We start from the raw sequence: 14,397 nt of genomic DNA on the forward strand, positions 1-14,397 counted from the left end.
GTGAGGTGGTGCACCTGGCGATCCGCCACGACCTCTCCTCCGCCGACATCGGTACGGCCCTGGGGGTGCCCACGAACCACGCGCACGCCCGGCTGTCCCGGGCCCGGTCGCAGCTCGAACGGGCGCTCGGCACGCTGCTCGTCGCCCGCAGCGGGGCACGGGACTGCCCGGCCCTGGCCGAGCTGCTCGGCGACTGGCAGGGCCGGCTCACCCCGGTCCTGCGCAAGCGGCTCGCCCGGCACATCGACGACTGCGCACGGTGCGGGCTGCTCCGGCGCGAACAGTGCAACCCGGCGGCGCTGCTGACCGCGTACACCGCGCCGGGGTTCCTGGTGGTGGCCGAGACGGTGTGGTCGCGTCTCGCCGAGGCGGGCTCCACCGCCGTGCAGGCCACCGCCGAACTGCCGGCCGGCAGCGGTCCCGCCGCCGACCCGTCCGGGCCCACCGTCGGGAGCGACGCCACCGACGTCACCGCAGCCCACGGCCCCGCCGGGCCGACCCCTCCGGCCGGTCCCGATCCGTCGTCGCCGGCCGATCTGGCGTCACCGGCTGATCCGTCGTCGGCCGCCGGTCCGTCGTCGCCCGATGGTCCGACGCCCCCGGCCGATCCGATGTCGACGGAAGGGTCCTCCGGTGTCGCCGGTCGGTCGGATGCCGCCGGGCGAGGCGGGTCGGATCCGATCGGCGTCGCGGCGGCCCCGGTCGGCGCGGCGGCGACATCCACCGCGACCCGGACGGCGGGCGTCGCGGCCCCGGACCGCGACCGGCGGCGTCGGCGGCGGATGGCCGTGACCGCCGGGCTGTTGCTGCTCCTGGTGGTGGCCGGCACCTGGGCGGTGTCGGCGGCCGGGCGGGACGCCGGGCAGGTGTCGGTGACGTCCGGCGTCCCCACCGGTGCGGCGGCGGTCACGCCGTCCGTCGTCGCCACCGCAGGCCCGTCGGCCCGGACGACCCCGGGGCCCGACGCGAGCGGTGCCGGTGACCCGTCCGCGCCCGGCGGTGCACCGACCGGCACCGCGACAGGTGCCGTCCCGGGTCCGACGCCGGCACCCTCCCGGCCGCCGGCCGCTCCCCGCCCGACGACGGGTGCGCAGCTCGCCGCGCCCTTCACGGTGTCGGCCGACGCGCACGTCCGCTGTGGCGCGGACGCCTACGCCCTGGTCGTCCGGGCCACCGGCAGCGGTGCGCTCAGCAGCGCGCAGGTGCGGTACACCCCCGCCGGGGGCGTTCCGACGAGCCGGGCGATGACGGTGGACGGCTCGTCCGCCCGGGTGACCGTGGGTCAGCTCCGGGCGTCCGCCGTGACCTGGACGGTACGGGTGACCGCCGTCGACGGCCGGACCGCGCAGAGCCCGTCGTCCACGGTGGCCGACCCGTGCGTGCGGCCGGGCTAGGCGGGCGGGGGTGAACCCTGGTCGGGTGCGCGGACACCGGCGAGCAGCACGGCCAGGTACAGCTCGACCCGGTCGTCGGGCGCGCCGGCGATCCGGGCGGCGAACGCGGTGCCGCAGACCAGGTGCTGCAGGTCGTCCAGGGTGAGTCCGGGGCGTAGCTGACCGGCCCGCGTCGCCCGCTCCAGCACGGTCGCGGCGAGTGCGGCCAACTCCGCCCGGCGGGTCGTGGTCGGTGCGGTGGCGTCCTCGTCCGGGCTGGTCGCGAGCACTTCGGCGAGGGTCGGCTCGGTGAGCTGGCCGAGCAGGATGCTGCGCAGCAGCCGTTGCAGTCCCGCCCACGGATCGTCGTCGTGGCTCGCCGCCTGTGCCTGGTCGAGCAGGGCGGCGAAGGCGTCGGCGGCGAGCGCCTCCAGCAGTGCGCGCCGGGTCGGGAAGTGCCGGTAGACGGTGCCGACCCCGACCCCGGCCCGCCGGGCGATGTCGTTGAGCTGCAACGACAGGTCGCCCTCCGCCACCAGCGCGCGGGCGGTGGCCAGCACCCGGTCGCGGTTGCGCGCGGCGTCCGCGCGCAGTGTCGTCGTCACCGCGCCAGCCTAACTCAGCGGATTACCCATCCGATCGGATTGACAATCCGTTTAATCCGGGCTTGAATCGGATAGGTAATCCACTCTTCTGTCGGAAGGCACTCGCCATGCATCGCGCACCCGGTTGGACCGCCGCCGATCTCACCGACCAGTCCGGCCGGACCTTCGTGGTCACCGGCGCCAGCAGCGGCCTCGGCACGGCGATCACCCGCCACCTGGCCGCCCGGGGTGGCCGGGTGGTGATGGCCGTGCGGGACACCGCCAAGGGCGCCCGGGTCCGGGCCGAACTCCGCCGCGCCCACCCCCGGGCCGATCTCGTCGTCCGCCGGTTGGACCTGCTCGACCTGGATTCCGTCCACGCCTTCGTCGACGATCTCCACCGCGACGTCGACACGGTGGACGCCCTGGTCAACAACGCCGGCATCGGCACCGTCCCCCGACGGTTGAGCCCGCAGGGGGTGGAGAGCCAGTTCGCCACCAACCACCTCGGGCACTTCGCCCTCACCGTCCGGCTGCTGCCCACCCTGACCCTCGGCCGGAACCCGGTCGTGGTCACCGTCTCCTCCGGTCTCTACCGGCTCGGCCGGCTCGACCTGACCGACCTGGCCGCCGAACGCCGCTACTCCGCCGCCGGCGCCTACGCCACGTCCAAGCTGGCCAACGTGCTGTTCGGGCTGGAACTCGACCGCCGGCTGCGGGCCGCCGGCTCCCCGGTACGCAGCCTGCTCACCCACCCCGGGATGACCAGGACCGACCTCTCCCGGGACCTGCCGCCACTCGCCCGCCGGATCGAGACCGTGCTCGCGGGCCCGCTGCGCCGCCCGCTCGACGAGGCCGCCGCCCCGATGCTCTTCGCCGCCACCGTCCCGACCGCGCCCACCGACCGGCACATCGGTCCCGGCCGACGCTTCCGCCGCGCCGAGCCCACCTTCGCGCCGTTGCGCGGCCGCGCCACCGACCAGCAGCTCGCCGCCGACCTGTGGGCCCGCTCCGAAGAGATCACCGGGGTGCGCCTGACGCCCACCCCGCTGCGCTGAGCGGTGGGGACTGACCGGTAAAGCGTAACCCATAGGTTACGCTTTACCGGTGGACGAGGTGGCGGCGGCGATATCCGATCCGGTGCGTCGCCACATCCTCGAGCTGCTACGCGACGGCGACCTTCCCGCCGGGGAGATCGCCGACCGGTTCCCGATCAGCAGGCCGGCGGTCAGCCGCCACCTGCGGGTGCTGCGGGACAGCGGCCTGGTCCGCAGCGAGCTGGTGGGCCGGCAACGGCGCTACCGGCTCGACGCCGACCGGTTCACCGAGCTCGCCGACTGGCTCGCCCGGTTCCGCCGCCCACGCGGCTGGGCGCAGCACCTCGACGCGCTGGAGACCGAGGTCCACCGCACCCGCCGGGAGCGCCGCACGCGCGACAACCGGGCGGACCGAGCCAGAGGAGAAACCGCGTGACCGGCACCCCCACCGGACGGCTGTTCCGTACCGCCACCGGCACCGACCTGGTGCTGGTACGCACCTTCCGCGCCCCCGTCGCGGACGTCTGGGTGAGCGTCACCGAACCCGAGCGCACCGCCCGCTGGTTCGGCCCGTGGGAGGGCGACGCCGGCCCCGGCCGGACGATCCGGTTGCAGATGGTCTTCGAGGACGACGCCCCGTGGACCGAGCTGCGGATCGAGACCTGCGAGCCGCCCCGGCACCTGGCCGTGTCGGCGGCCGACGGGTCGGGCGGCTGGCGGATCGAGCTGCTGCTCACCGAGACGGCCGGCCGCACCGAGCTGCGGTTCACCCACCACCTCGACAGCGAGGAGCACGTCGGCGAGATCGGCCCCGGCTGGGAGTACTACCTCGACCTGCTGGTGGCCGCCGGGACGGACGCCCCGAAGGCCGGGTTCGACGACTACTACCCGGCGATGAAGCCGTACTACGAGGGGCTGCGCGGGCCGGCCGCCTGAGCCCGCCGGGGCCGCGTCCGGTCGACCCGGCGCGGCCCCGGCGTCGCGCTCACATCCGGTCGAGCGTCCGGATGCCGAGCAGGTCCAGTCCCTGCCGCAGGGTCCGTCCCGTCAGGTCGGTCAGCAGCAGCCGGCTCGCTCGCAGCTCCCCCTCCGCCCGCAGCACCGGACACCGCTCGTAGAACGTGCTGAACCGGGTGGCCAGCCGGTGCAGGTAGCCGGCCAGGTGGTGGAAGCGCGCCGTCCGGGCCACCTCGTGGACGACACCGGCGAACCCGAGCAGCTCGAGCGCCAACGCCCGCTCCGCCGGGGTACCGAGCAGCACCACGGTCGCCGCCCCCGGCACCGCACCGGCCCGCCGCAGCACCGACCGGGTCCGGGTGTACGCGTACTGGAGGTAGGGGGCGGTGTTGCCGTCGAGGGCGAGCATCCGCTCCCAGTCGAGCACGTAGTCACGGGTCCGGTCGGTGGCCAGGTCGGCGTACTTGATCGCGCCGATGCCGACGGCCCGGCCGATCTCGGCCGCCGCCGCCTCGTCCAGGTCCGGGTTGCGGGTCCGGGCCAGCGCGGTCGCCCGGGTGACCGCCTCCGTCAGCAGGTCGACCAGCTTCACCGACCCGCCGGCCCGGCTGCGCAGCATCCGCCCGTCCGGGCCGAGGACGGAGCCGAAGCCGAGGTGCTCGGCCCGGACTGGTGGACGCAGCCAACCCGCCTGCCCGGCCACCGCGAACACCATGGCGAAGTGCTGCTGCTGCGGCAGGCCCACCACGTAGAGCAGCCGGGTCGCGCCCAGCTCGTCGACGCGCTGCCGTAGCGCCGCCAGGTCCGTCGCCGGGTACCCGAACCCACCGTCGCCCTTGCGCACGATCAACGGCAGCCCGACGCCGTCGCGTCCGACGAACCCGGGCGGGAAGACGCAGGTCGCCCCGGCGCTGTCGGTCAGCAACCCGAGCCGGTCGAGGTCGGTCACCACCGCGCCGAGCCGGTCGTTGTACGCGCTCTCGCCCCGGAAGTCCTCCTCGCTCAGGGTGACGTCGAGCAGCTCGTACACGGTCAGGAAGTACCGCTGGGACTGCCCGACCAGCAGCCGCCACAGCCGGCGGGTCTCCGGGTCGCCGCCCTGCAAGGCGACCACCCGCTGCCGGGCGCGTTCCCGGAACGCCGGGTCGGCGTCGAACTTCGACCGGGCCGCCCGGTAGAACCCGTCCAGGTCGCCGATGGACAGCTCCTGCGCCGCCTCCGCCTCACCGAGGTCCACCAGGTGCGCGATCAGCATCCCGAACGGGGTGCCCCAGTCGCCCAGGTGGTTGACCCGGACGACACGGTGTCCGAGCCAGCCCAGCACCCGGACGGCCGCGTCGCCGATGACCGTCGAGCGCAGGTGCCCGACGTGCATCTCCTTCGCCACGTTCGGCCCCGAGTAGTCGACCACCACGGTCTCCGGCTCGCCGGTCACCGGCACCCCGAGCCGCTCGTCGCCGGCGAGCGCGGCGACCATCCCGGCCAGCGCCCCGTCGGCGAGGGTCAGGTTGACGAATCCGGGGCCGGAGACCTCCGCCACCGCGCAGACGTCGTCGAGGACCGCGTGGTCCAGCACCGCCCGGGCGATCTCGCGCGGGGGCCGGCCGAGCCGCCGGGCCAGCGCCAGTGCCGCGTCGGACTGGAAGTCCGCCCGCGGCGAGCGCCGCACGGTGGGCGCGACCGGTTCGCCGGCCACGGCGGCGAACGCGGGCGTCAGCCGGTCGGTGAGCAACCTTTCAAGATCCATTGGTACGCCGATCTGCTCGGATCCGTCAGTCAGGCGGATCCCCGGACGGGGGAGCCTGCGGACGGACCGAGGACAGCGGTGGTGACCGGCGGCTCGATCCGCCGGTCGCAGGGGAATGGGTCAGCGCGGGCGGGCGACGGATCGCCGGCGTCGCTCCGCACCGACCACGACGTCGTACGACGTCCGGGTGTGCTGAGCGGTCGCGCTGGTCATGCCGGCAGCGTACCGGACCGTCGGCGTGGCTGGTCCGGCCCTGCCGGCCGCGTCCGGTCCCGGCGTGGCCGGTTCGGCTCTGCTGGCCACGTTCCGTCCCGTGCCGGCCTGGTCGGTCGCCCTGCCGATGCGTCCCGTCCCGGCGTGGTCGGTCGGCCCTGCTGGTCCTGGCCTGGTCCCGGCCTGGCCTGGTCCCGGCCTGGGCCGGTCCGCCCGCGAGTGCCCGTCGGGCGGACCCGGCCGGCGAGGTGATCGGTCTCGTTTTGCAGGGCATGCCGGCACCGGAACGACCACGGTGCCCGTCGGCGGGTCTCGACCCCCACCGAGATGCCGCCGGGGCCCCGCCGGTCAGCCCCGGCGGTAGCTCTTCGTGTAGTAGTCGCCGACCTGGTCGCGGTAGTCCGGCCGGGCACCGTCCTCGGGATCGAAGACCGGGGAGTCCTTGACCTGTTCCCGGCTCCGGTCGACGTGCACCACCCGGTCCCCGTGGTCCACCCGGGCGACCGTGCCGACCGGCAGCAGGACCTTCCGCCCGAAGATCCACGGCCCGGTGTCCACCACCAGCCAGCGGGCACCCGCGTCCTCGCTCGCCTCGTCGATCGCGCCGATCCGCCCGTCGGTCGCCTCCACCCGGTATCCGGTCAGGTCGAGCGGTGTGCCCGGGCCGGGCGCGTCCGGTCCGTCGTGTGACTCCCGGTCGGGCCGCTCACCCGGCTCGGTCTGGTCGTATCCACCGGCCAGCGCCGCCGGGTCACGCCACGCCCACGGGTTGAACGGCTGCATCCGGGCCACCTCCACCTCGTCGTCGACCCCTGCCAGGTGCCCCGACCCCCACCAGCGGAAACCCGGCCACCAGATCCGGCCGGCCCGGCCCGCCCCGACCGCCACGTAACCGCCACTCGGCCCGTCGCTCGACCGTGTTGATCAAGAAGTTTGCGTCACGGATGTCCCCGAGGGTGACGCAAACCTCTTGATCAACACGGTGTGGTCCGGGAACCGCCGTCGGGGGCGGGAGTGGGGGTGGGCCGGTAGGCGGCAGGGCGCTGGGATACTCGTCGACCATGGTGTTGTCGCGGGGTTGGTCGTTGTTCCTGGTTGGTGTCGGGGTGTGGACCTGGGTGATCTGGCCGAGGTTCGGGCTCGCCATCTGGAACGACACGCGGGCCTGGTCGGGAGATGCGGTCGGCATGGGCGCGCCGACCGGCTTCCTCTGGATCCACGCGCTGCTCATCGCCGCCTCGTTGGCCATCGGCTCCACGGCCGGCGTGCTCGGCGTCCGGGGGTGGCGGGCGGCCCGTCGCCTGTCCCGCCGAGTTCAGCCGGGCGGCACGGAAGCCGATGACCAGCGGATTTGACGATCAAACCTGAGGCCGCGTAACTTTCTCTCTGCCAGCGCGGAACGGGCAAACGGGGTGAAAAGCCCCGGGTTCGAATCCGATGTGTGGCACCGGGTCGTCGGGGGCACTGTCTCCAGGACGACGCGGTCCGGGTGGGGCTAGCCGAACGCCGCAGGGCGGATTTGGCCGGGCGGAACCGACCGGGTAAGGTTGTCGACCGGCAGAGCACCGGGCGAGCATGCGGGAGACCGCAGCGGCCGGTTCTGCCAAATCCGATGATCAATCGCAGCGCTGGCCGCTGCGTGCGCTCAGCGGAGCAAGGCCGTACGAAGCGTGACACACCGGGACACACCGGTTGACACGGGGAAGACGGTGAGGTAACGTAGTAAAAGTGCCAGGCGCGAGAGCGCGGGGCGCGACGAACGAGATACCCCGGTCGGGTTGCCGTTGGTGCGGTGGTTTGGCTGGTGTGTGGTTGTTCTTTGAGAACTCAACAGGGTGCTTGTAAAGCCAGTGCCAATTGTTTTATACCCCGGGCTGGCCGAATCTTCGGGTTTGGTTGGCTGGGATTCCTTTGGCAACACTTTTGTTGTCAGGATGCTGTTCAACAGGTTTTTGTTGGAGAGTTTGATCCTGGCTCAGGACGAACGCTGGCGGCGTGCTTAACACATGCAAGTCGAGCGGAAAGGCCCTTCGGGGTACTCGAGCGGCGAACGGGTGAGTAACACGTGAGTAACCTGCCCTAGGCTTTGGGATAACCCTCGGAAACGGGGGCTAATACCGGATATGACCTTGCCCTGCATGGGGTTTGGTGGAAAGTTTTTCGGCCTGGGATGGGCTCGCGGCCTATCAGCTTGTTGGTGGGGTGATGGCCTACCAAGGCGACGACGGGTAGCCGGCCTGAGAGGGCGACCGGCCACACTGGGACTGAGACACGGCCCAGACTCCTACGGGAGGCAGCAGTGGGGAATATTGCACAATGGGCGGAAGCCTGATGCAGCGACGCCGCGTGAGGGATGACGGCCTTCGGGTTGTAAACCTCTTTCAGCAGGGACGAAGCGCAAGTGACGGTACCTGCAGAAGAAGCACCGGCCAACTACGTGCCAGCAGCCGCGGTAAGACGTAGGGTGCGAGCGTTGTCCGGATTTATTGGGCGTAAAGAGCTCGTAGGCGGCTTGTCGCGTCGACCGTGAAAACTTGGGGCTCAACCCCAAGCCTGCGGTCGATACGGGCAGGCTAGAGTTCGGTAGGGGAGACTGGAATTCCTGGTGTAGCGGTGAAATGCGCAGATATCAGGAGGAACACCGGTGGCGAAGGCGGGTCTCTGGGCCGATACTGACGCTGAGGAGCGAAAGCGTGGGGAGCGAACAGGATTAGATACCCTGGTAGTCCACGCTGTAAACGTTGGGCGCTAGGTGTGGGGGGCCTCTCCGGTTCCCTGTGCCGCAGCTAACGCATTAAGCGCCCCGCCTGGGGAGTACGGCCGCAAGGCTAAAACTCAAAGGAATTGACGGGGGCCCGCACAAGCGGCGGAGCATGCGGATTAATTCGATGCAACGCGAAGAACCTTACCTGGGTTTGACATGGCCGCAAAACTTCCAGAGATGGGAGGTCCTTCGGGGGCGGTCACAGGTGGTGCATGGCTGTCGTCAGCTCGTGTCGTGAGATGTTGGGTTAAGTCCCGCAACGAGCGCAACCCTCGTTCGATGTTGCCAGCGCGTTATGGCGGGGACTCATCGAAGACTGCCGGGGTCAACTCGGAGGAAGGTGGGGATGACGTCAAGTCATCATGCCCCTTATGTCCAGGGCTTCACGCATGCTACAATGGCCGGTACAATGGGTTGCGATGCCGTGAGGTGGAGCGAATCCCAAAAAGCCGGTCTCAGTTCGGATCGGGGTCTGCAACTCGACCCCGTGAAGTCGGAGTCGCTAGTAATCGCAGATCAGCAACGCTGCGGTGAATACGTTCCCGGGCCTTGTACACACCGCCCGTCACGTCACGAAAGTCGGCAACACCCGAAGCCGGTGGCCCAACCCTTGTGGAGGGAGCCGTCGAAGGTGGGGCTGGCGATTGGGACGAAGTCGTAACAAGGTAGCCGTACCGGAAGGTGCGGCTGGATCACCTCCTTTCTAAGGAGCACCATCCGGTGAAAGCCGGTATGGAGCCCACACTGCCCGAATGTGGTGGTGGGGTGCTCAGATGGCGGAGACACTGGCAAGTTTTTCCCTGGCAACGGCCGGGATACCTAGTACAGCTGCTTCGGTGGTGGGAACGGGGTCCTGGTGCGGCTGGTGGAGGGATGTGAGCACCCTGTTGGGTCCTGAAGGAACAACCTGAGGTTGTTTTTTCGGAGGACTGTTCTGGAGCGTGAGCTTCGGTGGTCTGCCAGGCATGGCCTGGTCTCGCATACCGGATTCTGTTCTGCCTTGTGGGGTGGGGTGGGGTTGCTGGTGTGGGGCTTTCGGGTTGTGGGTTGGTTGTTTGTTGAGAATTGCACAGTGGACGCGAGCATCTTTGTGGTCAAGTTGTCAAGGGCGAACGGTGGATGCCTTGGCACCAGGAGCCGATGAAGGACGTGGGAGGCCGCGATAGGCCTGGGGGAGCTGTCAACCAAGCTGTGATCCCAGGGTGTCCGAATGGGGAAACCTGGCACCAGTCATGTGGTGTCACCCGCACCTGAACACATAGGGTGTGTGGGGGGAACGCGGGGAAGTGAAACATCTCAGTACCCGTAGGAAGAGAAAACAATGTAGTGATTCCGTGAGTAGTGGCGAGCGAAAGCGGATTGAGGCTAAACCGGTTGCGTGTGATACCTGTCAGGGGTTGCGTGGTCGGGGTTGTGGGACCCTGCTGAGTGTACTGACATGCATTCGAGGAGTTATAAAATCAGTGGCTAGCCGAATGGTGTGGAAAAGCCAACCGTAGTCGGTGAGAGTCCGGTAGGTGAAAGTTGCTGATCTTCTGTGGGTGTTCCCGAGTAGCGGCGGACTCCTGAAATCTGCCGTGAATCTGCCAGGACCACCTGGTAAGCCTAAATACTTCCTGGTGACCGATAGCGGACGAGTACCGTGAGGGAATGGTGAAAAGTACCCCGGGAGGGGAGTGAAATAGTACCTGAAACCGTTCGCCTACAATCCGTCGGAGCCTTGCGGGGTGACGGCGTGCCTTTTGAAGAATGAGCCTGCGAGTTAGTGGCATGTGGCGAGGTTAACCCGTGTGGGGGAGCCGTAGCGAAAGCGAGTCTGAATAGGGCGTCGTAGTCGCATGTTCTAGACCCGAAGCGGAGTGATCTAGCCATGGGCAGGCTGAAGCGCGGGTAAGACCGCGTGGAGGGCCGAACCCACCAACGTTGAAAAGTTGGGGGATGACCTGTGGTTAGGGGTGAAAGGCCAATCAAACTCCGTGATAGCTGGTTCTCCCCGAAATGCATTTAGGTGCAGCGTCGTGTGTTTCTTGCCGGAGGTAGAGCACTGGATGGTCTAGGGGGCCTACAAGCTTACCGAAATCAGCCAAACTCCGAATGCCGGTAAGTGAGAGCGCGGCAGTGAGACTGCGGGGGATAAGCTTCGTAGTCGAGAGGGAAACAGCCCAGATCACCAGCTAAGGCCCCTAAGCGTGTGCTAAGTGGAAAAGGATGTGGGGTCGCATAGACAACCAGGAGGTTGGCTTAGAAGCAGCCACCCTTTAAAGAGTGCGTAATAGCTCACTGGTCAAGTGGTTCCGCGCCGACAATGTAGCGGGGCTCAAGCACACCGCCGAAGCTGTGGCATTCACATTTTAATCTCGCTTGGACTTGATTCCTTGTGCAGGTGTGTGGATGGGTAGGGGAGCGTCGTGCCGGGGGTGAAGCAGCGGGGTGACCCAGTTGTGGACGCGGCACGAGTGAGAATGCAGGCATGAGTAGCGAAAGAAGGGTGAGAAACCCTTCCGCCGGATGACCAAGGGTTCCAGGGCCAGGCTAATCCGCCCTGGGTGAGTCGGGACCTAAGGCGAGGCCGAGAGGCGTAGTCGATGGACAACGGGTTGATATTCCCGTACCCGCGAAAGAGCGTCCCTGATGAACCTCGTTGTGCTAACCACCCGAGCTGGCTGATGTCTTCGGACGGATGTTGGGGAGCGTGGGAACCTGGCGGGTAGTAGTCAAGCGATGGGGTGACGCAGGAAGGTAGCTGAGCCCGGCCGGTGGTTGTGCCGGGGTAAGCGTGTAGGCCGTGCCGTAGGCAAATCCGCGGTGCATTGAGGCTGAGACGTGATGCCGAGCCGATTCAGGTGAAGTCAGTGATCCTATGCTGCCGAGAAAAGCCTCTAGCGAGTTCTGAGCGGCCCGTACCCCAAACCGACACAGGTGGTCAGGTAGAGAATACCGAGGCGATCGGGCGAACTGTGGTTAAGGAACTCGGCAAATTGCCCCCGTAACTTAGGGAGAAGGGGGGCCGGAGACGTGAAGCCCCGTGCGGGTGGAGCGTTGTATGGCCGCAGAGAGCAGGGGGAAGCGACTGTTTACTAAAAACACAGGTCCATGCGAAGAAGTAATTCGATGTATATGGACTGACGCCTGCCCGGTGCTGGAACGTTAAGGGGACCTGTTAGCTCCTTTTGGGGGCGAAGCGGAGAACTTAAGCGCCAGTAAACGGCGGTGGTAACTATAACCATCCTAAGGTAGCGAAATTCCTTGTCGGGTAAGTTCCGACCTGCACGAATGGCGTAACGACTTCCCCACTGTCTCAACCACAGGCCCGGCGAAATTGCAGTACGAGTAAAGATGCTCGTTACGCGCGGCAGGACGGAAAGACCCCGGGACCTTTACTATAGCTTGACATTGGTATCTGAATGGACTTGTGTAGGATAGGTGGGAGCCGGTGAAACCTGTACGCCAGTATGGGTGGAGGCAATCTTGAAATACCACTCTGGTTGATTTGGGTATCTAACTTCGGACCGTTATCCGGTTCAGGGACAGTGTCTGGTGGGTAGTTTAACTGGGGCGGTTGCCTCCTAAAGGGTAACGGAGGCGCCCAAAGGTTCCCTCAGCCTGGTTGGCAATCAGGTGTTGAGTGCAAGTGCACAAGGGAGCTTGACTGTGAGACTGACAGGTCGAGCAGGGACGAAAGTCGGGACTAGTGATCCGGCACTTGCGTGTGGAAGCGGTGTCGCTCAACGGATAAAAGGTACCCCGGGGATAACAGGCTGATCTTCCCCAAGAGTCCATATCGACGGGATGGTTTGGCACCTCGATGTCGGCTCGTCGCATCCTGGGGCTGTAGCAGGTCCCAAGGGTTGGGCTGTTCGCCCATTAAAGCGGTACGCGAGCTGGGTTTAGAACGTCGTGAGACAGTTCGGTCCCTATCCGCCGTGCGCGTAGGATACTTGAGAAGGGCTGTCCCTAGTACGAGAGGACCGGGACGGACGAACCTCTGGTGTGCCAGTTGTCCCGCCAGGGGCACGGCTGGTTAGCTACGTTCGGAAGGGATAACCGCTGAAAGCATCTAAGCGGGAAGCCTGCTTCAAGATGAGGTATCCCACCCCACTTTGTGGGGGTAAGGCCCCCAGCTAGACGACTGGGTTGATAGGCCGGAAATGTAAGCTCGGTAACGGGTTGAGTTGACCGGTACTAATAGGCCGAGGACTTGACAACAAGGCTGCTACGCGTCCACTGTGCAACTCTGAACAAACACCAAACAACCCCCCACAGTGTGTGGGTGTGTGTGTTGTTTGATATGTTCATAGTGTTACGGCGGTCATGGCGGAGGGGAAACGCCCGGTCACATTCCGAACCCGGAAGCTAAGCCCTCCAGCGCCGATGGTACTGCACTCGGGAGGGTGTGGGAGAGTAGGACACCGCCGGACAACCTTTCAGTTGAGGCCAACCCCGAACAGGGGTTGGCCTCAACTGCATTCCACACCATATCTCTCCCCCCGGAACTGCTTCCGCTATCCGTGAGAGAGGCCCCCCACCGGCACGGAAAACCCCGCCTCCGGAACCTCCCCCTCCGGGACTTCTCGCCTCAGGCTGAGGGCCCCGGGGTTGGGGCTGGTGGGTAGAAGAAGCGCCTATCCCGACACGGGATACCCCTACATCCGCGACGTCGGCGATAGGCAGCCAGACGGAGAGCGGCCCGCCCACCACCCGCTCCGCCCTTCGCGGACCAGCAGCCCGGAGACGTCGAGGCAACCCCGCCACGCCCGCGCCGGGGACAGGCGGGCGACGTTCCGTGAATCGGCCCGTACGACGCCTGTGACCTCGTACCGTCGATGCGGGACTGACTCCCGGGGCCCCGCGCCGGGGTCCGTGACGACGTGACGTGGTGCACGCCTCGTCCACGATCGGAGCGGACCTGTCGGGGTACCTGCTGACCGTACGACCGGAACTGACCGTCGGGACCGGCGGAGGCAGGAGTGGCCATGAAGATCGGAATCATTGGTTCGGGGCACATCGGCGGCACCCTCACGCGGCGGCTGGGCGCCCTCGGGCACGACGTGACAGTCGCCAACTCGCGGGGGCCGGAGAGCCTCACCGAGCTGGCGCAGGAGAGCGGCGCGACCGCCGGCACCGTGGAGCAGGCCGTCCAGGACGCCGAGCTGGTCGTGGTGGCGATCCCGCTCTTCGCGGTACCCGCGCTGCCGGTGCAGCCGTTCGACGGCAAGATCGTGGTCGACGCCAACAACTACTACCCGCAGCGCGACGGCGACATCGCCGAGCTGCTCGACCGTAGCCTCAGCTCCAGCCGGTGGACCGCCGACCACCTCAAGGGCGCCCGGGTGGTGAAGACGTTCAACAACATCCAGGCGGCGCACCTGATGGACCACGGCAAGCCGGCCGACGCCGGTGACCGGATCGCGCTGCCGGTGGCCGGGGACGACGCCGACGCCAAGCAGCTCGTGATGCAGCTCGTCGACGCGCTCGGCTTCGACCCGGTCGACGCGGGCACCCTCGACGAGAGCTGGCGGCAGCAGCCCGACACCCCCGTGTACGGCACCGACCGGGACGCCGAGGGTGTCCGGCAGGGCCTCGCCGAAGCCCGCCCCTGACCTTGCCACGTCGGTGCGCCGCGGCCGGGTGGCACCGCCGCCACCCACCACCGCAGAGACCCCATGTGCCGGGAGCACCAGGTGCCCGAGCCGGCCCGGATGTCCGGCAGTCACCGCGTACC

Annotated in this window: 9 protein-coding genes and 3 rRNA genes; 9 read left to right on the forward strand and 3 right to left on the reverse strand. The window is 67.8% G+C overall.

Features of this window, described 5'->3' with window-relative positions:
* A partial coding sequence (locus ACN265_RS00055) for an RNA polymerase sigma factor (RefSeq protein WP_421405667.1) occupies positions 1–1,394 on the forward strand: 1,394 nt, incomplete at its 5' end.
* Here ACN265_RS00055 and ACN265_RS00060 read toward each other — a convergent pair.
* Complete coding sequence (locus tag ACN265_RS00060; protein ID WP_357935777.1) at positions 1,391–1,978, reverse strand: TetR/AcrR family transcriptional regulator; 588 nt, start codon at positions 1,976–1,978, stop codon at positions 1,391–1,393. The genes ACN265_RS00055 and ACN265_RS00060 overlap by 4 nt on opposite strands.
* 107 nt (positions 1,979–2,085) lie before the next feature.
* On the opposite strand from ACN265_RS00060, the gene ACN265_RS00065 reads away from it, so the two are divergent.
* From ACN265_RS00065 to ACN265_RS00075, 3 genes are read left to right on the forward strand one after another with little or no spacing between them, the layout of a single operon-like run.
* Entirely contained in the window at positions 2,086–3,015 is a 930-nt protein-coding gene (locus ACN265_RS00065; protein ID WP_421405661.1) for an oxidoreductase, read from the forward strand.
* A 49-nt stretch (positions 3,016–3,064) separates the two neighbouring features.
* Complete coding sequence (locus tag ACN265_RS00070; protein WP_421405662.1) at positions 3,065–3,430, forward strand: metalloregulator ArsR/SmtB family transcription factor; 366 nt, start codon at positions 3,065–3,067, stop codon at positions 3,428–3,430.
* Complete coding sequence (locus tag ACN265_RS00075; RefSeq protein WP_421405663.1) at positions 3,427–3,930, forward strand: SRPBCC family protein; 504 nt, start codon at positions 3,427–3,429, stop codon at positions 3,928–3,930. Before ACN265_RS00070 ends, ACN265_RS00075 begins: the two co-directional genes overlap by 4 nt.
* 49 nt (positions 3,931–3,979) lie before the next feature.
* On the opposite strand, the gene argS is transcribed toward ACN265_RS00075, so the two are convergent.
* Both argS and ACN265_RS00085 read right to left on the reverse strand, forming a co-directional pair.
* Positions 3,980–5,698, reverse strand: coding sequence for an arginine--tRNA ligase (gene argS, locus ACN265_RS00080; protein WP_421405664.1), 1,719 nt, complete (start codon positions 5,696–5,698; stop codon positions 3,980–3,982).
* Positions 5,699–6,259: 561 nt separating this feature from the next.
* Positions 6,260–6,799, reverse strand: coding sequence for a PRC-barrel domain-containing protein (locus ACN265_RS00085; RefSeq protein ID WP_421405665.1), 540 nt, complete (start codon positions 6,797–6,799; stop codon positions 6,260–6,262).
* 173 nt (positions 6,800–6,972) lie between these two features.
* Between ACN265_RS00085 and ACN265_RS00090 the strand changes: the two genes are divergently transcribed.
* From ACN265_RS00090 to ACN265_RS00110, 5 genes are all read left to right on the forward strand, one after another.
* Positions 6,973–7,266, forward strand: coding sequence for an SCO4848 family membrane protein (locus tag ACN265_RS00090; protein WP_421405666.1), 294 nt, complete (start codon positions 6,973–6,975; stop codon positions 7,264–7,266).
* 597 nt (positions 7,267–7,863) lie between these two features.
* Positions 7,864–9,378: ribosomal RNA gene (locus tag ACN265_RS00095) — 16S ribosomal RNA — on the forward strand.
* Between the two features lie 389 nt (positions 9,379–9,767).
* Positions 9,768–12,881 (forward strand): 23S ribosomal RNA (locus tag ACN265_RS00100).
* Between the two features lie 95 nt (positions 12,882–12,976).
* A 5S ribosomal RNA gene (gene rrf / locus ACN265_RS00105) occupies positions 12,977–13,093 on the forward strand.
* Together the 16S, 23S and 5S rRNA genes form the textbook arrangement of a ribosomal RNA operon.
* 555 nt (positions 13,094–13,648) lie before the next feature.
* Entirely contained in the window at positions 13,649–14,275 is a 627-nt protein-coding gene (locus ACN265_RS00110) for an NADPH-dependent F420 reductase (protein WP_204926965.1), read from the forward strand.
* Positions 14,276–14,397: the final 122 nt, after the last annotated feature.

The sequence above is a fragment of the Micromonospora sp. WMMD730 genome, assembly GCF_049178955.1.
In the GTDB taxonomy this organism is placed as follows: Bacteria; Actinomycetota; Actinomycetes; order Mycobacteriales; family Micromonosporaceae; genus Micromonospora; species Micromonospora wenchangensis.